General features: G+C 50.0%; 21 protein-coding genes and 1 pseudogene. 16 read left to right on the top strand and 6 right to left on the bottom strand.

Annotation, left to right across the window (positions count from 1 at the left end; genetic code table 11):
- Nucleotides 1-64: 64 nt before the first annotated feature.
- Nucleotides 65-697 carry a cAMP-activated global transcriptional regulator CRP gene (gene crp, locus CG67_RS02860; protein WP_025901476.1) on the bottom strand — a complete coding sequence of 211 codons (633 nt, stop codon included), beginning with the start codon at nt 695-697 and terminating at the stop codon, nt 65-67.
- 301 nt (nt 698-998) lie between these two features.
- On the opposite strand from crp, the gene CG67_RS02855 reads away from it, so the two are divergent.
- Nucleotides 999-1,403 carry an OsmC family protein gene (locus CG67_RS02855; protein WP_025901475.1) on the top strand — a complete coding sequence of 135 codons (405 nt, stop codon included), beginning with the start codon at nt 999-1,001 and terminating at the stop codon, nt 1,401-1,403.
- Nucleotides 1,404-1,439: 36 nt separating this feature from the next.
- Here CG67_RS02855 and CG67_RS02850 read toward each other — a convergent pair whose 3' ends face one another.
- The 3 genes from CG67_RS02850 to CG67_RS02840 form a co-directional block, all read right to left on the bottom strand.
- Nucleotides 1,440-2,309 carry a phosphoribulokinase gene (locus CG67_RS02850; protein ID WP_025901474.1) on the bottom strand — a complete coding sequence of 290 codons (870 nt, stop codon included), beginning with the start codon at nt 2,307-2,309 and terminating at the stop codon, nt 1,440-1,442.
- Between the two features lie 83 nt (nt 2,310-2,392).
- A complete protein-coding gene (locus CG67_RS02845; protein WP_025901473.1) occupies nt 2,393-2,617 on the bottom strand; it encodes a YheU family protein in 225 nt (74 codons plus the stop codon).
- Nucleotides 2,614-3,636 carry a hydrolase gene (locus CG67_RS02840; RefSeq protein WP_025901472.1) on the bottom strand — a complete coding sequence of 341 codons (1,023 nt, stop codon included), beginning with the start codon at nt 3,634-3,636 and terminating at the stop codon, nt 2,614-2,616. The genes CG67_RS02845 and CG67_RS02840 overlap by 4 nt, the downstream gene beginning before the upstream one ends.
- A 57-nt stretch (nt 3,637-3,693) precedes the next feature.
- On the opposite strand from CG67_RS02840, the gene CG67_RS02835 reads away from it, so the two are divergent.
- The gene (locus CG67_RS02835) at nt 3,694-4,302 is read left to right on the top strand and encodes a LysE family translocator (protein ID WP_025901471.1); all 609 of its coding nucleotides are present in this window, start codon (nt 3,694-3,696) and stop codon (nt 4,300-4,302) included.
- Nucleotides 4,303-4,601: 299 nt separating this feature from the next.
- Here CG67_RS02835 and CG67_RS02830 read toward each other — a convergent pair whose 3' ends face one another.
- Entirely contained in the window at nt 4,602-6,509 is a 1,908-nt protein-coding gene (locus tag CG67_RS02830; RefSeq protein WP_025901470.1) for an ABC transporter ATP-binding protein, read from the bottom strand.
- Between the two features lie 126 nt (nt 6,510-6,635).
- On the opposite strand from CG67_RS02830, the gene kefG reads away from it, so the two are divergent.
- The 4 genes from kefG to slyD all read left to right on the top strand — a co-directional run bounded on the left by kefG (nt 6,636) and on the right by slyD (nt 9,978).
- Nucleotides 6,636-7,187: a glutathione-regulated potassium-efflux system ancillary protein KefG gene (kefG, locus tag CG67_RS02825; protein WP_025901469.1), complete on the top strand. Its 552-nt coding sequence runs from the start codon at nt 6,636-6,638 to the stop codon at nt 7,185-7,187.
- Nucleotides 7,187-9,001 (top strand): glutathione-regulated potassium-efflux system protein KefB, encoded by a 1,815-nt coding sequence (gene kefB, locus CG67_RS02820; protein ID WP_025901468.1) that lies wholly within the window; start codon nt 7,187-7,189, stop codon nt 8,999-9,001. The genes kefG and kefB overlap by 1 nt, the downstream gene beginning before the upstream one ends.
- A 52-nt stretch (nt 9,002-9,053) precedes the next feature.
- Entirely contained in the window at nt 9,054-9,248 is a 195-nt protein-coding gene (locus CG67_RS02815) for a YheV family putative zinc ribbon protein (protein ID WP_025901467.1), read from the top strand.
- A 187-nt stretch (nt 9,249-9,435) separates the two neighbouring features.
- Nucleotides 9,436-9,978: a peptidylprolyl isomerase gene (gene slyD, locus CG67_RS02810; RefSeq protein ID WP_025901466.1), complete on the top strand. Its 543-nt coding sequence runs from the start codon at nt 9,436-9,438 to the stop codon at nt 9,976-9,978.
- A gap of 49 nt (nt 9,979-10,027) precedes the next feature.
- On the opposite strand, the gene CG67_RS02805 is transcribed toward slyD, so the two are convergent.
- Nucleotides 10,028-10,246, bottom strand: coding sequence for a SlyX family protein (locus CG67_RS02805; protein ID WP_025901465.1), 219 nt, complete (start codon nt 10,244-10,246; stop codon nt 10,028-10,030).
- A gap of 283 nt (nt 10,247-10,529) precedes the next feature.
- On the opposite strand from CG67_RS02805, the gene fkpA reads away from it, so the two are divergent.
- From fkpA to tuf, 10 genes and pseudogenes are all read left to right on the top strand, one after another.
- Nucleotides 10,530-11,348: an FKBP-type peptidyl-prolyl cis-trans isomerase gene (gene fkpA / locus CG67_RS02800; protein WP_025901464.1), complete on the top strand. Its 819-nt coding sequence runs from the start codon at nt 10,530-10,532 to the stop codon at nt 11,346-11,348.
- 166 nt (nt 11,349-11,514) lie between these two features.
- Nucleotides 11,515-12,237, top strand: a complete 723-nt coding sequence (locus tag CG67_RS02795) for a transcriptional regulator (protein WP_025901463.1) — start codon at nt 11,515-11,517, stop codon at nt 12,235-12,237.
- Nucleotides 12,237-12,623, top strand: coding sequence for a sulfurtransferase complex subunit TusD (gene tusD, locus CG67_RS02790; RefSeq protein ID WP_025901462.1), 387 nt, complete (start codon nt 12,237-12,239; stop codon nt 12,621-12,623). Before CG67_RS02795 ends, tusD begins: the two co-directional genes overlap by 1 nt.
- Entirely contained in the window at nt 12,623-12,982 is a 360-nt protein-coding gene (gene tusC / locus CG67_RS02785; RefSeq protein WP_025901461.1) for a sulfurtransferase complex subunit TusC, read from the top strand. Before tusD ends, tusC begins: the two co-directional genes overlap by 1 nt.
- A 13-nt stretch (nt 12,983-12,995) precedes the next feature.
- The gene (gene tusB / locus CG67_RS02780; RefSeq protein ID WP_025901460.1) at nt 12,996-13,283 is read left to right on the top strand and encodes a sulfurtransferase complex subunit TusB; all 288 of its coding nucleotides are present in this window, start codon (nt 12,996-12,998) and stop codon (nt 13,281-13,283) included.
- Between the two features lie 124 nt (nt 13,284-13,407).
- Nucleotides 13,408-13,782: a 30S ribosomal protein S12 gene (rpsL, locus tag CG67_RS02775; RefSeq protein ID WP_003852912.1), complete on the top strand. Its 375-nt coding sequence runs from the start codon at nt 13,408-13,410 to the stop codon at nt 13,780-13,782.
- Nucleotides 13,783-13,878: 96 nt separating this feature from the next.
- The gene (rpsG, locus tag CG67_RS02770; protein WP_025901459.1) at nt 13,879-14,349 is read left to right on the top strand and encodes a 30S ribosomal protein S7; all 471 of its coding nucleotides are present in this window, start codon (nt 13,879-13,881) and stop codon (nt 14,347-14,349) included.
- A 93-nt stretch (nt 14,350-14,442) separates the two neighbouring features.
- Entirely contained in the window at nt 14,443-16,557 is a 2,115-nt protein-coding gene (gene fusA, locus CG67_RS02765; protein WP_025901458.1) for an elongation factor G, read from the top strand.
- A 67-nt stretch (nt 16,558-16,624) separates the two neighbouring features.
- Nucleotides 16,625-17,008: a GTP-binding protein gene (locus CG67_RS17295; protein ID WP_025901457.1), complete on the top strand. Its 384-nt coding sequence runs from the start codon at nt 16,625-16,627 to the stop codon at nt 17,006-17,008.
- Nucleotides 16,981-18,017, top strand: a pseudogene (tuf, locus tag CG67_RS02760) (elongation factor Tu); the annotation flags it as partial. The gene CG67_RS17295 and the pseudogene tuf, both read left to right, overlap by 28 nt.

The following is an 18,017-nucleotide window of genomic DNA, read 5'->3' as shown; positions in this document are numbered from 1 at the left end:
ATACAATCGCTGATAAAAAGTAAAACAGAACACGGTAGCGGCAGGCTACCGTGTGGATGGGAAGTTAACGGGTCCCGTAGACGACGATCGTCTTGCCGTGAGCAGAAATCAGATTCTGATCTTCCAGCATTTTAAGAATTCGTCCGACGGTCTCCCGTGAACAGCCGACAATTTGTCCTATTTCCTGGCGGGTAATTTTAATCTGCATCCCGTCCGGATGGGTCATAGCATCAGGCTGACGTGCTAAATTCAGCAATGTCTGGGCAATACGGCCTGTGACATCAAGGAATGCCAGATTACCGACTTTTTCGGACGTTACCTGTAACCGGCGCGCCATCTGTGAAGATAAACGCATCAGAATTTCGGGGTTCACCTGAATGAGTTGTCGGAATTTTTTATAAGAGATTTCAGCAACCTCACATGCCACTTTGGCACGTACCCAGGCGCTGCGTTCCTGATCTTCTTCAAAAAGTCCCAGTTCACCGATGAAATCTCCCTGGTTAAGATAAGAAAGGATCATCTCTTTTCCTTCTTCATCTTTAATTAAAACAGCCACGGAGCCTTTCACAATATAGTACAGGGTTTCTGCTTTCTCACCCTGGTGGATAAGGGTACTTTTGGAAGGATACTTATGAATATGACAATGGGACAGGAACCATTCGAGTGTAGGGTCTGTTTGTGGTTTACCGAGAACCATTCTCTTTTATCCTCTGTTGTAATCGTGCCGGAAATACAGGGGTAAGCTCCTGCCAGGCAAGGAAGTCATAGGGTATTTTTATTGGCAATTACCGCAGAAAAGCAGATTTTGTTCCGGAGCTTTCTACCGTTTCACCATAATTGTAATCTGATAAAAAAATGTCTCACTCTTTGTTTGTAGCACACACTGGCGCAACTGTCTCCTGTTGTATGTTCAGACTGTAACGAATGCCAGCAGATTGCTGTTTATCCTTTGAAGGAGTAATCTGAAACCTGTTTTTTCAGAGCAGAGAGTAAGCATAATGCAGGCACGCGTAAAATGGGTTGAGGGACTCAGCTTTATCGGAGAATCGGCTTCCGGACATCAGGTATTAATGGATGGAAACTCGGGCGATAAAGCGCCAAGCCCGATGGAAATGGTGCTGATGGCCACCGGAAGTTGCAGCGCCATCGATGTGGTTTCAATCCTGCAAAAGGGGCGTCAGGATGTGGTGGACTGTGAAGTTAAACTGACCTCTGAGCGCCGGGAAGAGGCACCTCGTTTGTTTACGCATATTAATCTGCATTTTGTCGTCACGGGGCGCAGTCTGACGGATGCTGTGGTTGAACGAGCTGTCACATTGTCTGCTGATAAGTATTGCTCAGTGGCACTGATGCTGGGGAAAGGTGTGGAAATTACGCATAGCTTTGAGGTGATAAGCCTTTGAAAGCCTATTGAGTGCCATCATGGCACTCAATACGGTCTACTGAAACTGCTTTTCTTCCATTAACCGCTTCACCAGTGGTGTCATGATTAACTCCATTGCCAGCCCCATTTTTCCGCCCGGCACGACCAGTGTATTAATGTGCGAAATAAAAGACCCCTGAATCATCGCCAGCAGGTAGGGGAAGTTAATGGCTTCCAGTCCCCGGAAATGAATTACCACAAAACTTTCATCTAATGAAGGGATGGTTTTGGCAGCAAATGGGTTAGAGGTATCGACGGTCGGAACCCGCTGAAAATTGATATGGGTACGGGAGAATTGCGGTGTTATGTAGTTAACATAATCATCCATGGAGCGAACCACTGAGTCCATCACCGCTTCCCGGGAATGGCTACGTTCGCGGGTATCCCGGACCAGTTTTTGAATCCACTCCAGGTTGACAATCGGGACGACACCGACCATCAGATCCACTTTATCTGCGACGTTGTACTGATCCGTGACAATTCCGCCATGTAACCCTTCGTAAAATAAAACATCGGTATCATCAGGCAGAGGTTGCCAGGGCGTAAACGTGCCCGGTACCTGCTTCCAGGGCACAGCTTCATCATAAGTATGGAGATACTTGCGGGAGCGGCCGGTTCCCTGAGTTCCGTACTCAACAAAGGTCTGTTCCAGCATTGCGAAATCGTTGGCTTCAGGGCCAAAGTAGCTGATATGCCGGCCGGAATCTCTGGCTTTGCGTATGGCAACATCCATTTCCGGGCGACTATAACGGTGAAAGCTGTCCCCCTCAATTTCGGCGGCCCGGATATTCAGCTGCTGGAAGATTTTTCTGAATGCCAGACTGGTGGTGGTGGTTCCGGCCCCGCTAGAGCCTGTGACGGCAATGATTGGATGTCTGGCGGACATTAGGCTGTGCTCCCTGAATTCGTTCGGCTGACTGCATTGTTAGCATGTCTGCCGGGACCTGTCATCACTCAGGTGAGCAGAATTTATCTGTTCTGTCTGAAGGTACTGGCCTGCATTAACGACACTGATTCGTTCAGTTCAGACCAGACCACCACGATTTCACCGGCCGTAAGCTGACGATGAATATCCTGTGTTTTTTCCTCCAGCGTTCGTTCTTCTTCACCGTAATCGGTACCTTCACGGAGGACAAACGATTCGATCAGGTTATTCAGCGTCTCAGGATTGAGTTGTTGCCAGGGAATAATCATGCTTTTTTATCCAGCCAGGTTGAAAGCCATTGGGGGATCCGTTTCTCCAGCCACATGACCGGACGGGTTAATGTTCCGCTGACAAAACCGACATGCCCGCCATATTGGCTGAGCTGATAGGTAATGCTGGGCGAAAGATGCTCCGGGTTCGGGATAACGTCCGGTACCATAAAGGGATCATCCTGAGCATGGATAATCAGCAGCGGTTTTTCAACACCTGAAAGCATCGGCATACCGCTGGCTCGCCGGTAGTAGTCGGTCGCGTCGGCAAAACCGTGTATTTTCGAGGTAACTTCGTCATCAAAGTCTCGTAACCGGTGGATCTGCTTCAATCGCTCAGGAGAAACCGACAGTAATTCCGGGTAAGCTTTCATTTTCCGGCGGGCACTCTTCTTCAGCTGTGACAACAGGTAAAACTGATAAAAGCGTGAGAAGCCCTGTTCCAGTTTAGAACTGCAGGGCTCAAGCATCAGCGGGGCAGAGACGATGACTCCCGCATCCAGCAGACAGTCACTTCCCTGAGAACCCATCAGACAAGCCAGCATATTACCCCCGAGGGAGAACCCAATCGCTGCAGTGGGCACTTTTCCGTAGGTTTCCTGCAACCACTGCAAAAAGTAGCTGGCATCGCCAATTTCACCGGAATGATAGCTTTGCGTCATGCGATTAGGTGCTTTGCCGCAGCCGCGAAAATGCATCACAACACCCAGCCATCCCTGCTTTTTAATCGCAGAAAGCAGGCCATGGGCATAAGGGCTGTTAATACTGCCTTCCAGGCCGTGAAAAATCACGGCTCGGGGCTTGTGGCGTGCGTGTTCCGGGTCTTCGCTCCAGGCAAGATCGACAAAATCACCATCAGGCAATTCCAGTCTCTGCCAGCAGGGTTTGATCCGGACAATACGTCTCAGGATCCTGGGCAGGAGCGTCTGAAGGTGAGGGTTTTTCAGTTGAGCAATCGGTGTGAAATGCTCATCTGTGATACGACAATTATTCATGTTGTCGGGACTTGTCTGATCCATAACTCACTGTATATTTAAACGGTTTAATTTCATCCTAAGACAGGAAAGGTGCCACGCATGGAAATGGGGTTATTTCTTTCACTACTTGGCTTCCTATGGGTTGCCGCGATCACACCTGGCCCTAATAATATGTTACTTACTGCATCCGGCGCCAACGTTGGTTTTTTTCGCAGTATTCCGCTCATGCTTGGCATCATGCTGGGTATGCAACTCATGCTGCTGTTGGTCGCTTTTGGTATCGGCGGCCTCATTCTGATTTATCCGGCGCTTCACTTATTGCTCAAAATTGCGGGCAGCCTCTATTTACTCTGGCTGTCATGGAAAATCGGCAGTGCCCCTTATGAAGTGCTTGAGGTAGACCTTTCTCCGGACAGAGGGAAAGCCATGCCATTCTGGCAGGGAGGTCTGCTGCAGTTGATCAACCCTAAAGCCTGGTTGATGTCATTAGGCGCAGTTGCCAGTTTCAGCCTTGCCGGAGCAGAATATCGTTCGTCTGTACTTGCCATCAGTTTCGCGATGTTTCTGGTCAACCTTGTGGCCGGTATCATTTGGCTGGGCTTTGGGACGATGATTGGCCGCTGGCTTAAAAGCCCGCAGGCATGGAAAATCTTTAATATCTTTATGGGGCTGCTCACCGCATCCTGTGTCATTCTGATCTGGCTTTAGACACTCATCGGCCCGGCAGGCAGTCATGACCCGGGTTCAGCGGAGACAATTGACTGAACCATTATATCAGGGGATCGTATGCTGATAATGCAGAATATTCCCTGAAAACCCGGCGACAAATTTATTGTTTTCCCGGCAGACAGGCAAGTCTTTATTCATCGAATCGGCTGAATTGTTAACAGCACCGGCTACGCAGTGAGTGGCCGGTGACTGTCCTGGTTATCGCGTTTGACTCACCGCGAACCTCATGTTGCCGGTACTATACCGGCTATAACGCATGAAAAATTAAGGGGTCAGCCTTATTCTGCTGACTGCATCTGTTCCAGTTGCTCCTGAAGTTCCAGCCACTCCATTTCACAGGTTTCCAGAGCTGACTGGCTTTCCGCCTGTACTTTCAGGGCAGCGGTCAGGTCATCTTTGCGTGCAGCATCATACAGTTCCTGCTGACCAAGCAACGCTTCATTCTCGCTGAGGGTATTCTGTAATAACGCCATTTGCTTTTCGATTTTATCTATCTTTTTCCTGACCGGTTGTGTCAGGGCCCGGAGTTCAGCATCACGACGTTTCTGGTCTTTGCGTGCCTGGGCGGAATTACCCTGAGCTGCGGCAGGGGCCTCTTTGACCACGCTGTTTTTCTGCTGTTCTGTCAGCCACTGCTGGTAGTCTTCGAGATCGCCATCGAATACATCCACATTACCGGCATCGACCAGATACAGGTCATCAGTGGTTGCACGGATAAGATGCCGGTCATGCGAAACGACGACCAGAGCCCCTTCATAATCAATTAATGCTTCTGTCAGTGCCTGACGCATATCCAGGTCGAGATGGTTGGTCGGTTCATCCAGCAATAGCAGGTTAGGACGTTCCCAGACGATCAACGCCAGCACCAGTCGGGCTTTTTCTCCCCCCGAGAAGCGTTGTGTCATCTCTGTAACTTTATCTCCCTGAAAACCGAAGCCGCCCAGGTAATCCCGTAACTGTTGTTCGCTGACCTGAGGAGAGGCCTGACGCTGCAGGTGTTGTAATGGTGAATCCTCTGCACGCAGGTACTCCAGCTGGTGCTGTGCGAAATAGCCCGCTTTAATGCCTTTCGCCAGAGCAACCTCGCCCTGCTGAGGGGATAACTCACCGGCTAACAACTTAATCAGCGTAGATTTCCCTGCGCCGTTACGGCCCAGTAACCCGATGCGTGAACCGGGAACCAGATTAAGTTTTACGGAATTCAGGATCACCCGGTCATCATAGCCGGCGGTGACTTTTTCCATTTTCAGTAACGGGTTGGGCAGGCTCTCCGGTGGTAAGAAACTGAAGCTGAAAGGATTATCCACATGTGCCGGGGCAATGAGTTCCATGCGTTCCAGCATTTTAATCCGGCTTTGGGCCTGACGGGCTTTTGTCGCCTTTGCACGAAAACGGTCGATATAATGTTGCAGATGGGCGACTTTCGCCTGCTGGCTTTGATAAAGCGACTGTTGCTGTGCCAGTTTGGTGGCTCGCTGCCGTTCAAAGTCACTGTAATTACCGGTGTATTCAAACAGGTTTTCCTGCTCGATATGCAGGATTTTATTGACAGTCGGGTCCAGAAAATCGCGATCGTGAGAGATCAGTATCAGCGTGCCGGTATAACTTTTCAGCCAGCGTTCGAGCCAGATCACTGCATCGAGATCCAGGTGGTTTGTCGGTTCGTCAAGAAGCAGTAAGTCTGAACGACAGATCAGTGCCTGGGCCAGATTCAGACGCATACGCCAGCCCCCCGAAAAATCTTTTACCGGAGCCTGTAATTGCTGTTGGGTAAATCCCAGCCCATTTAGCAGACTGGCAGCACGGGCCTGAATTGTCCAGGCCTGAACGGTATCAAGCTGTGCATGCAGCAGCGCAATACGGTTTCCGTCATTTTCTGCATTGGCCTGAGCCAGCTGCGATTCCAGATGGCGGAATTCCCGGTCACCGTCGATGACATACTCGATCGCTGGCTGATCCAGGGCCGGAGTTTCCTGATTTACCCAGGCCAGAGCCCAGTTTGCAGGAAAACTGACATTTCCGGCATCACTGGTAGTTTCCCCTTTCAGAAGGGATAAAAGTGTGGATTTTCCGCAGCCATTCTTCCCGACCAGGCCAACTTTTTGCCCGGGATTGATGGTGGCGGAAGCATTGTCCAGTAGCACGCGGGTACCGCGTCGTATTTGTAGCGAAGAAAAGACAATCATAAGCGCCGTTTCGTCAGAATATGTTAAATTATCAGCTAAAGTGAACTAATGATTAAACAGAAAATTTCGTTATGTGCTGCATGGTAGCTGAAATAGTTATCCGTGACGATGATTTGGAGGGGAACAATGTCGACACAGCCCAAAATCCTGCTGCTTTATGCCCATCCTGAATCACAGGAATCAGTCGCTAACCGGATCCTGCTGAAAACTGCACAACGTCAGGAAAACGTCACTGTGCATGACCTTTACGCATTTTATCCTGATTTTTTTATAGATATTCATTACGAGCAGCAACTGTTACGGGAACATGACATCATCATTTTCCAGCATCCACTCTATACTTATAGCTGTCCTGCGTTACTGAAAGAGTGGTTCGATCGGGTGCTGACCCGTGGATTTGCGATCGGTCACGGTGAGCAGGCATTAGCTGGCAAGTACTGGCGAAGTGTGATCACGACCGGTGAGCCGGAAACCGCGTATCACCAGCACGGCCTGAACAGGTATCCGATGAGCGATATTATGCGGCCCTTTGAACTGACAGCACAGGCCTGTCGTATGCATTGGTTAACACCGATGATTATTTATTCCGCCAGGCGCCAGACGGGCAAGGCGATGACAACGTATGCCAGTGCTTACAGCGACTGGTTAGCCCAGCCATTACCACAGGGGGTAATTTAATGCAGGGACCTGGCCTGTTAACTGCGGGTGTAATTTATCTTGGGGCAGCGGTCATTGCTGTCCCTATTGCTGCCCGATTGGGTATTGGCGCGGTACTGGGCTATCTGCTCGCGGGGATTGCTATAGGCCCCTGGGGTGTCGGGCTTATCAGTGATGTCGACGAAATACTGCATTTCTCGGAACTGGGTGTAGTTTTTCTGATGTTTATCATCGGTCTGGAACTGAACCCGGCCAAACTCTGGCAACTCCGGCGCTCTATTTTTGGGGTCGGTGCGGCCCAGGTCATCTTTTCGGCGGCAATTCTGGGCGGGCTGCTCTGGCTGACAAACTTTTCATGGCAGAGCGCGGTCATCGGCGGTATCGGATTGGCGATGTCCTCTACCGCGATGGCTATTCAGCTGATGCGCGATAAAGGAATGAACCGTAGTGAGTCCGGTCAGCTGGGATTTTCTGTCCTGCTGTTCCAGGATTTGGCGGTGATCCCGGCTTTGGCTCTGGTGCCGCTTCTGGCCGGTGGCAGTGATGGCGGACAGGCGACGGACTGGATAAAAGTAGGCATGAAGGTGCTGGCATTTGCGGGCATGCTGATTGGCGGCCGCTTCCTGCTGCGTCCGATTTTCCGCTTTATTGCCGGTTCGGCAGTGCGTGAGGTTTTTACGGCGGCGGCATTATTATTGGTGATCGGTTCGGCGTTGTTTATGGATGCGCTGGGACTGTCGATGGCGCTCGGGACCTTTATCGCAGGTATCCTGCTGGCCGAAAGTGAATACCGGCATGAGCTTGAGGTCGCGATTGATCCCTTTAAAGGACTGTTGCTGGGGCTATTCTTTATCTCGGTCGGTATGGCACTCAATCTTGGCGTGCTCTACACCCACATTGTTGAGGTGATTATCGCCGTACTGGTGCTGGTTGCTGTCAAAACGCTGGTTCTGTACATCCTGGCCCGCGTGTATGGCTTACGCAGTTCGGAGCGTTTGCAGTTTGCGGGGGTATTGAGTCAGGGCGGAGAATTTGCGTTTGTCCTCTTTTCGGCGGCATCCTCGGTGCATCTTTTTACCGGCGAACAACTGCCTATGTTACTCGTGACCGTGACGTTATCGATGATGACGACACCGTTACTGATGCAGGGTATCGATAAGATATTGATTCGTCGCTTCAATAACTCAAAGGATGACCACGGTGAAAAGCACTATGTTGAGGATGATCAGCCGCAAGTGATCGTGGTGGGCTTTGGTCGTTTCGGCCAGGTTGTTGGCCGTCTGCTGATGGCAAATAATACACGGATAACGGTCCTGGAACAGGATATCAGCGCCGTCAGTCTGATGCGTAAGTACGGTTATAAAGTCTATTATGGCGATGCGACGGAACTGGAACTGTTGCGGGCAGCCGGTGCAGAGGGGGCCGAGTCCATCGTCATCACCTGTAATGATCCGGAAGATGCGATGGCGATTGTTCAGCTGTGCCAGCACCATTTCCCGCACCTGAAAATTCTTGCCCGCGCCCGCGGACGTGTAGAAGCACACGAATTCCTGCAGGCAGGGGTGACGCAGTTCAGCCGCGAAACCTTCTCCAGTGCGCTGGAGCTTGGCCGTAAAACGCTGGTCTCAGTGGGGATGCATCCTCATCAGGCAATGCGGGCGCAGCTGCATTTCCGTCGTCTGGATATGCGTATGTTACGAGAACTGATGCCAAATCATGATGATAGCGGACAAATCTCCCGTGTCCGGGAAGCCCGTCGTGAGCTGGAAGACATCTTCAACCGTGAAATGCAGCAGGAAAAGCAACAGCTGGATGGCTGGGATGAGTTTGAATAACCCTCCCCTGTGAGAGTGCTATCGAGGGGCTTTCAAAAGACAGGAGTGCAGGATGGCGAAACGATTTATAGCCGGGGCCGTTTGCCCGCACTGTCAGCAAACCGATACGCTGGCGATGTGGCGTGAAAATAATGTAGATGTCGTGGAATGTGTCAAATGTGGTCATCAGATGCGTGAAGCGGATAAACGGTTGCCGGATAAACACGCGGGACCTGGTAAAATTATAGGGGTGTTTACTCCTGAATAGGCGGGTATCAGGTTTTTTTTCCCCGGTAACTTACAGGGGGATTGAATTTCGTTACAATTGCCACCACTAAGACCGGAGAGGAAATCAGTTTATGTTTTTCCCGGTCAGGACCTTTCTGGTTGGTGTTATTGCAGGCAAAAATAGACCAATGAGACGGGAATATAGCTCTCAACGGTTAGGAGATATCATGAAAGTAGCAAAAGACCTGGTTGTCAGCCTTGCTTATCAGGTACGTACAGAAGATGGGGTATTAGTTGATGAATCCCCTGCAAATGCACCGCTGGATTACCTGCACGGTCATGGTTCCCTGATTTCTGGTCTGGAAAAAGCACTGGAAAACCATGAAGCAGGTGATAAGTTTGACGTTAACATCCCGGCCAACGATGCTTATGGTCAGTATGATGACAATCTGGTTCAGCGCGTACCGAAAGATGTTTTTGTCGGTGTTGATGAACTGCAGGTAGGCATGCGCTTCCTGGCTGAGACCGATCAGGGTCCGGTACCGGTAGAAATCACCGAAGTCGGTGATGATTATGTTGTGGTTGATGGTAACCATATGCTGGCAGGCCAGAACCTGAGCTTTAATGTCGAAGTCATTGCTATTCGCGAAGCGACGGCGGAAGAACTGGCTCACGGGCATGTCCACGGCGAAAATGGCCATGATCATGGCCACGACCATGAACATGGTCAGGAAGGTTGCGGGACTGGCGGCTGTGGCTGCCACCACTAAGCTGTCCTGAGACATAAAGCCGCTGACGAGCGGCTTTATGTTGAGCCTCTCAATAGTGAGGAGGCGGTGTCTCTTCAGATTGTGAAGCCAGCAGTGACGGTGCCGCTGTTTTAAGCTTATCCGCTAATAAACGGAACTGTTCACGTAATCTTGCCATTTCAAGTTCATGCCTGACCACAGTCTGGTTCAGTTCTTCAATAGTCAGCTCCTGAAAAGCAATTTTGCTTTCAAGCGCTTCCAGATGTTTTTCCCATTCGGTTATCTGCATTAGTTTTCCTCACTGTCTCTTTGCGCGCCATGATGCGCGATCTCGGCATTTTATTCGAGTCCCGGTGGAGGGAAATCGCCTGAATTTTGCAGGTCAGCCACGCGGTAACCTTGAAATTTACTCTTATATCCCAATAATCAATGAAACTTCCTGATGCAAAAAAGGTCGGAAGTTAACAGAGAATCATTGTGATGGCAGTGGTAACCCTGTCATATACCGTTATAGTGTGAGCAATTAAAACACAACAATCACCGGGGTCAGAGACTTCGGTTGGGAGATATGGATGAAATCATTGTTTAAAGTCTCATTGTTAGCGACCACCCTGGCTGTTGCGCTGAATGCACCTGCAGTTATGGCTGCAACCTCAGCAACCACCACCACAGAACAGACTCCGACCAATGCTGCATTTAAAGATCAGTCTCAGCAATCGGCCTATGCACTGGGAGCCTCTCTGGGTCGTTACATGGACAACTCTCTGAAGGAACAAGAGAAGCTTGGTATCAAGCTTGACAAAAAACTCCTGATTGCCGGTGTACAGGACGCATTTGCAGGTAAGAGCAAATTATCCGATGCTGAAATTGAACAAACCCTGAAAGGGTTTGAAACTAAAGTAAAAGCGGCAGCTCAGGCTAAAATGGAACAAGACGCGAAAGAGAATGCAGAGAAAGGTGATGCATTCGCAGCGAAATTTGCAAAAGAAAGCGGCGTGAAGAAAACCGCCAGCGGCCTGCTGTACAAAGTAGAGAAAGAAGGTACGGGTCCGGCCCCGGTCGACAGTGATACTGTTGTCGTTAACTACAAAGGGACTCTGGTCAACGGTACTGAGTTTGATAACTCTTACAAGCGTGGTGAGCCTCTGACATTCCGTCTTGACGGTGTGATCCCGGGCTGGACCGAAGGTCTGAAACACGTGAAGAAAGGCGGTAAAATTGAGCTGGTTATCCCGCCAGACTTAGCTTACGGCCAGAATGGTGTTCCGGGTATCCCGCCAAATTCAACCTTAGTATTCCAGGTTGAATTACTGGATGTGAAACAGGCACCAAAAACTGACGATGCGGCCAAAGCACCGACAGCAGACAGCCAGACTAAAGCAGCCCAGTAATACCTTGCACCGCCGCGCTCTGCGGCGGTGTCTTCTCCCCGCGTAGAATAAAAACGCTGGTTTATGTCATCGACATTTGCCAGACTGACCCTTCTGATGTTTTTACTATTTGAGTCTGCCCGGCAGTGCTTATGACAGGCTCCTGCTATGTAGGGTAATATCTGTGATGTCTAATCCTTTTAATCCTGGCGATGCTTCCGTTTATGAAATCCCGGAGCATCCATCTTTTGAACCGTCAGACTACGAGATCCTGAAATCCTACGAATCCGTCGTCGATGGTCTGGCAATGTTGATTGGTTCACACTGTGAGATTGTGCTGCATTCTCTGGATAACCTGACGTGCTCTGCCATTCGTATTGCAAATGGCGAGCATACCGGCAGACAGGTCGGTTCACCCATTACTGATTTGGCTCTGCGGATGTTGCATGACCTGCAGGGTGAGGACAGTAATGTTTCCCGCGCCTACTTTACCCGTGCGAAAAGCGGGGTATTGATGAAATCGGTGACCATTGCTATCCGAAATCGGGAGCAGCGGGTCATCGGTTTATTGTGTATTAACATGAATCTGGATGTGCCGTTCTCTCAGATAATGTCAACGTTTATGCCTCCGGAGCTACATCAGGTAGATTCAAGCGTGAATTTCGCCAGTTCAGTAGATGATCTGGTGGCTCAGACATTGGAGTTCACGATAGAAGAAGTCACTAACGATCGAAATGTCGCAAATAATGCGAAGAACAGACAGATCGTGTTGAACCTGTACGAAAAAGGTATTTTCGATATCAAAGATGCCATTAATCAGGTCGCTGACCGTCTGGATATCTCCAAGCATACGGTTTATCTCTATATCCGGCAGTTTAAAAACGGTGAGTATCAGGGAGGCGATCGCTGATGCATTATGCATTGCTGGTGACCGGTGCGCCTTACGGGACGCAGCAATCGACCAGTGCACTCCTGTTTGCCCGCGCGCTCCTGGCGGCCGGCCAGCATCTGGACAGTGTTTTCTTCTATCGTGAGGGTGTTCAGAATGCCAACCTGCTGACCGCGCCTGCCAGTGATGAGCTGGATATTGTGCGGGAATGGCAGAAGTTACAGGAGCAACATGGTATCGGGTTACATATCTGCGTTGCTGCAGCGCTTCGGCGCGGCGTCGTTGATTCCGCAGAAGCGGCCCGGTTACAGTTACCTGTTGCGAATCTGCAACAGGGATTTTTGCTGGCAGGCCTTGGCGCTTTTGCTGAAGCCGCATTAACCTGTGATCGGCTGGTACAGTTCTGATGAATCGTGTTGCCTTTATTTTTACCTCTGCTCCTCATGGGAGCAGTGCAGGGCGGGAAGGTCTTGATGCCTTGCTGGCCACCGCCGCTCTGAATGATCAGTGCGGAGTTTTTTTTCTGGGAGACGGTGTTCTGCAGTTATTCCCGGGCCAGCAGCCTGAAAATATTCTGTCACGACATTACGCGGCAACATTTGGCGTATTATCACTTTACGACATTGAGCAATGCTATTTGTGTAAAGCCTCACTGGATATCCGTGGGATCCCTGTGGATACCCCATGGATACTGGATGCGGAAATCCTGGAACCTATGGCATTACGACGTTGTCTGAATGACTATGACAGAATCGTCACCTTCTGAGATAAAACGACTGATGTTACATACATTAATGCATTCGCCCTGGCAGAGTGATATTGCGGGACGTATCTCATTGCTGAGCGAAGATGATGACGTGCTATTATTGCAGGATGGCGTGCTGGCGGCCCTTGAAGGTAACCCTTTCGCGAAAATGCTACTGCAGTCACCGGCAACAATTTATGTGTTAGAGGAAGACCTTCTGGCGCGCGGGCTGACTGAACAAATTTCAGCCAACATGTGCAAAGTAGGCTATAATGGATTCGTTGAATTGACGATTCGTCACCCACAACAGCTCGTCTGGTAGCACAGAAGTATTGGTTATTTCTTGACACCTTTTAGACGTGGCCCTAAAATTCTGCGTCCTCGTAGAAATACGAGGCGATTTATTACGTGTTTACGAAGCAAAAGCTAAATCCAGGAGCTATTTAATGGCAACAGTTAACCAGCTGGTTCGCAAACCACGCGTACGCAAAGTTGCAAAAAGCAACGTGCCTGCGCTGGAAGCCTGCCCGCAGAAACGTGGTGTTTGTACTCGTGTATATACTACCACTCCTAAAAAACCGAACTCCGCACTGCGTAAAGTATGTCGTGTTCGCCTGACCAACGGTTTCGAAGTGACTTCGTACATCGGTGGTGAAGGTCATAACCTGCAGGAACACTCCGTGATCCTGATCCGTGGCGGTCGTGTAAAAGACTTGCCAGGTGTGCGTTACCACACTGTTCGCGGTGCACTTGACTGTTCAGGTGTTAAAGACCGTAAGCAAGCGCGTTCTAAGTACGGTGTGAAGAAGCCAAAGGCTTAATGGAACTCCGTTAAGTAAGGCCAAACGTTTTAATATAAATGTCAGAATAAACTCGTAGAGTTTTGGACAATCCTGAATTATCAACGGAGAATTTCCATGCCACGTCGTCGTGTTATTGGTCAACGTAAAATCCTGCCAGATCCTAAGTTCGGATCTGAATTACTGGCCAAATTTGTAAACATTCTGATGGTAGACGGTAAAAAATCTACTGCAGAATCTATCGTTTATACTGCGCTTGAGACCCTGGCTCAGCGCTCTGGTAAATCTGAACTGGAAGCATTCGATGTAGCTCTCGAAAACGTGCGTCCTACAGTAGAAGTTAAATCCCGCCGTGTCGGTGGTTCTACTTATCAGGTTCCGGTTGAAGTCCGTCCGGTTCGTCGTAATGCTCTGGCAATGCGTTGGATCGTAGAAGCTGCTCGTAAACGCGGTGATAAATCTATGGCTTTACGCCTGGCGAACGAACTTTCTGATGCTGCAGAAAACAAAGGTACTGCAGTTAAGAAACGTGAAGACGTTCACCGTATGGCTGAAGCCAACAAGGCGTTCGCTCACTACCGCTGGTAATCACCACGGTGTAGTTGTTAACCCGGCGGACGCTTCTGAAGCAAACCCGCCGTGGTTTACTTACAATGAACGTCCGAGAATCAGAGGAATCAAATGGCTCGTACAACACCCATTGCCCGCTACCGTAACATTGGTATCAGTGCACACATCGACGCCGGTAAAACTACAACTACCGAGCGTATCCTGTTCTACACCGGTGTAAACCATAAAATCGGTGAAGTACATGATGGTGCTGCAACCATGGACTGGATGGCTCAGGAGCAGGAACGTGGTATTACTATCACCTCCGCTGCTACCACCGCTTTCTGGTCTGGTATGGCAAAACAATTTGAACCACACCGCGTCAATATCATTGATACCCCGGGACACGTTGACTTTACTATCGAAGTAGAGCGTTCAATGCGTGTTCTGGATGGTGCAGTAATGGTTTACTGCGCGGTCGGCGGCGTTCAGCCTCAGTCTGAGACTGTATGGCGTCAGGCGAACAAATATAAAGTTCCACGTATCGCGTTCGTTAACAAAATGGACCGTATGGGTGCGAACTTCCTGAAAGTTGTTGGCCAGATCAAAAGCCGTCTGGGTGCTAACCCTGTTCCATTGCAGCTGGCAATCGGTGCAGAAGAAGGCTTCACCGGTGTTGTTGACCTGGTGAAAATGAAAGCCATCAACTGGAACGAAGCAGACGCGGGTGTGACCTTCGAATACGAAGAAATCCCTGCTGATCTGGTCGAACTGGCTGACGAGTGGCACCAGAACCTGGTTGAAGCCGCCGCAGAAGCTTCTGAAGAGCTGATGGAGAAATACCTCGGCGGTGAAGAACTGACTGAAGAAGAGATTAAACAAGCTCTGCGTCAGCGCGTTCTGAACAACGAAATCATCCTGGTTACCTGTGGTTCTGCATTTAAGAACAAAGGTGTTCAGGCGATGCTGGATGCTGTTATCGAGTACCTGCCATCTCCGACTGACGTACCTGCGATTAAAGGTATGCTGGATGACGGTAAAGATACTCCTGCAGAGCGTCACGCTGATGATAACGAACCGTTCTCAGCACTGGCATTTAAAATTGCTAACGACCCGTTCGTAGGTAACCTGACGTTCTTCCGTGTCTATTCCGGTATTGTTAACTCCGGTGACACCGTACTGAACTCAGTGAAATCTGCACGTGAGCGTTTCGGCCGTATCGTTCAGATGCACGCTAACAAGCGTGAAGAAATCAGCGAAGTTCGTGCGGGCGATATCGCCGCAGCTATCGGTCTGAAAGATGTTATTACTGGTGATACCCTGTGTGATCCAAGCGCGCCAATCATCCTGGAGCGTATGGAATTCCCAGAGCCGGTAATCTCTATCGCCGTTGAACCAAAAACCAAAGCTGACCAGGAAAAAATGGGTCTGGCTCTGGGTCGTCTGGCTAAAGAAGATCCATCTTTCCGCGTATGGACTGATGAAGAATCTAACCAGACTATCATCGCTGGTATGGGTGAGTTGCACCTGGATATCATCGTTGACCGTATGAAGCGTGAATTTAACGTTGAAGCGAACGTGGGTAAACCACAGGTAGCTTACCGTGAAGCTATCCGCGCTAAAGTCACCGATATCGAAGGTAAACACGCCAAGCAGTCTGGTGGTCGTGGTCAGTATGGTCATGTTGTTATCGACATGTACCCGCTGGAGCCAGGTAAGAACCCGGATGGTTACGAATTTATCAACGACATCAAAGGTGGTGTAATCCCTACGGAATACATCCCTGCGGTTGATAAAGGTATCCAGGAGCAGCTGAAATCAGGTCCACTGGCGGGTTACCCGGTAGTTGATCTGGGTGTTCGTCTGCACTTTGGTTCTTACCATGACGTTGACTCCTCTGAGCTGGCGTTTAAACTGGCGGCTTCTCTCGCCTTTAAAGATGGCTTTAAGAAAGCAACTCCGGTTCTGCTTGAGCCAATCATGAAGGTTGAAGTTGAAACTCCGGAAGAAAACACCGGTGATGTCATCGGTGACCTGAGCAGACGTCGTGGTATGCTTAAAGGGCAGGAATCCAACGCAACTGGCGTTGAGATTCACGCAGAAGTTCCGCTGTCTGAAATGTTCGGATATGCAACTCAGCTGCGTTCACTGACCAAAGGTCGTGCTTCTTACTCCATGGAGTTCCTGAAGTATGACGATGCGCCAAACAACGTTGCGCAGGCCGTTATTGAAGCTCGTGGTAAATAATACCACGGTTTAATTTTGAACAGATGCCTTCATCGGATGATGAAGGCATAACGTAAGGAATATCGCCATGGCGAAAGAGCAATTTCAACGTAACAAACCACACGTTAACGTCGGTACTATCGGCCACGTTGACCATGGTAAAACCACTCTGACTGCAGCAATCACTACCGTACTGGCTAAACACTACGGCGGTGCTGCACGTGACTTCGCGCAGATCGATAACGCGCCAGAAGAAAAAGCACGTGGTATTACCATCAATACTTCACACGTAGAATACGAAACCCCGACCCGTCACTATGCACACGTTGACTGCCCGGGCCACGCCGACTACGTTAAAAACATGATCACCGGTGCTGCACAGATGGACGGCGCTATCCTGGTTGTTGCTGCAACTGACGGCCCTATGCCTCAGACCCGTGAGCACATCCTGCTGGNGGTAAAACCACTCTGACTGCAGCAATCACTACCGTACTGGCTAAACACTACGGCGGTGCTGCACGTGACTTCGCGCAGATCGATAACGCGCCAGAAGAAAAAGCACGTGGTATTACCATCAATACTTCACACGTAGAATACGAAACCCCGACCCGTCACTATGCACACGTTGACTGCCCGGGCCACGCCGACTACGTTAAAAACATGATCACCGGTGCTGCACAGATGGACGGCGCTATCCTGGTTGTTGCTGCAACTGACGGCCCTATGCCTCAGACCCGTGAGCACATCCTGCTGGGCCGCCAGGTAGGCGTTCCTTACATCATCGTGTTCCTGAACAAATGTGACATGGTTGATGATGAAGAGCTGCTGGAACTGGTAGAAATGGAAGTCCGTGACCTGCTGTCACAGTACGACTTCCCAGGTGACGACACGCCAATCGTTCGCGGTTCAGCGCTGAAAGCACTGGAAGGTGAAGGCGAGTGGGAAGAGAAGATTCTGGAGCTGGCTGGCTTCCTGGATTCTTACATCCCTGAGCCAGAGCGTGCTATCGATCAGCCGTTCCTGCTGCCAATCGAAGACGTATTCTCAATCTCCGGTCGTGGTACAGTTGTTACCGGTCGTGTAGAGCGCGGGATCATCAAAGTCGGTGAAGAAGTTGAGATCGTTGGTATCAAAGATACTGCGAAATCAACCTGTACCGGTGTTGAAATGTTCCGTAAACTGCTGGACCAGGGTCAGGCGGGTGAGAACGTTGGTGTTCTGCTGCGTGGTATCAAGCGTGAAGAGATCGAACGTGGTCAGGTTCTGGCTAAACCAGGTTCAATCAAACCACACACCCAGTTCGAGTCAGAAGTTTATATTCTGTCTAAAGACGAAGGCGGCCGTCATACTCCGTTCTTCAAAGGCTACCGTCCACAGTTCTACTTCCGTACAACTGACGTGACCGGAACCATCGAACTGCCGGAAGGCGTAGAGATGGTAATGCCTGGTGACAACATCAAAATGGTTGTTACCCTGATCCA

Source organism: Tatumella sp. UCD-D_suzukii (assembly GCF_000611875.2).
Classification (GTDB): Bacteria; Pseudomonadota; Gammaproteobacteria; order Enterobacterales; family Enterobacteriaceae; genus Tatumella; species Tatumella ptyseos.
The sequence above is the reverse complement of the archived record's forward strand: the minus strand, read 5'-3'. Positions and strand labels throughout refer to the sequence as shown.

Coding starts and splice junctions, on each gene's coding strand:
- crp (WP_025901476.1), bottom strand. CDS start 697: ATGGTTCTCGGTAAACCACAAACAGACCCTACACTCGAATGGTTCCTG.
- CG67_RS02855 (WP_025901475.1), top strand. CDS start 999: ATGCAGGCACGCGTAAAATGGGTTGAGGGACTCAGCTTTATCGGAGAA.
- CG67_RS02850 (WP_025901474.1), bottom strand. CDS start 2,309: ATGTCCGCCAGACATCCAATCATTGCCGTCACAGGCTCTAGCGGGGCC.
- CG67_RS02845 (WP_025901473.1), bottom strand. CDS start 2,617: ATGATTATTCCCTGGCAACAACTCAATCCTGAGACGCTGAATAACCTG.
- CG67_RS02840 (WP_025901472.1), bottom strand. CDS start 3,636: ATGGATCAGACAAGTCCCGACAACATGAATAATTGTCGTATCACAGAT.
- CG67_RS02835 (WP_025901471.1), top strand. CDS start 3,694: ATGGAAATGGGGTTATTTCTTTCACTACTTGGCTTCCTATGGGTTGCC.
- CG67_RS02830 (WP_025901470.1), bottom strand. CDS start 6,509: ATGATTGTCTTTTCTTCGCTACAAATACGACGCGGTACCCGCGTGCTA.
- kefG (WP_025901469.1), top strand. CDS start 6,636: ATGTCGACACAGCCCAAAATCCTGCTGCTTTATGCCCATCCTGAATCA.
- kefB (WP_025901468.1), top strand. CDS start 7,187: ATGCAGGGACCTGGCCTGTTAACTGCGGGTGTAATTTATCTTGGGGCA.
- CG67_RS02815 (WP_025901467.1), top strand. CDS start 9,054: ATGGCGAAACGATTTATAGCCGGGGCCGTTTGCCCGCACTGTCAGCAA.
- slyD (WP_025901466.1), top strand. CDS start 9,436: ATGAAAGTAGCAAAAGACCTGGTTGTCAGCCTTGCTTATCAGGTACGT.
- CG67_RS02805 (WP_025901465.1), bottom strand. CDS start 10,246: ATGCAGATAACCGAATGGGAAAAACATCTGGAAGCGCTTGAAAGCAAA.
- fkpA (WP_025901464.1), top strand. CDS start 10,530: ATGAAATCATTGTTTAAAGTCTCATTGTTAGCGACCACCCTGGCTGTT.
- CG67_RS02795 (WP_025901463.1), top strand. CDS start 11,515: ATGTCTAATCCTTTTAATCCTGGCGATGCTTCCGTTTATGAAATCCCG.
- tusD (WP_025901462.1), top strand. CDS start 12,237: ATGCATTATGCATTGCTGGTGACCGGTGCGCCTTACGGGACGCAGCAA.
- tusC (WP_025901461.1), top strand. CDS start 12,623: ATGAATCGTGTTGCCTTTATTTTTACCTCTGCTCCTCATGGGAGCAGT.
- tusB (WP_025901460.1), top strand. CDS start 12,996: ATGTTACATACATTAATGCATTCGCCCTGGCAGAGTGATATTGCGGGA.
- rpsL (WP_003852912.1), top strand. CDS start 13,408: ATGGCAACAGTTAACCAGCTGGTTCGCAAACCACGCGTACGCAAAGTT.
- rpsG (WP_025901459.1), top strand. CDS start 13,879: ATGCCACGTCGTCGTGTTATTGGTCAACGTAAAATCCTGCCAGATCCT.
- fusA (WP_025901458.1), top strand. CDS start 14,443: ATGGCTCGTACAACACCCATTGCCCGCTACCGTAACATTGGTATCAGT.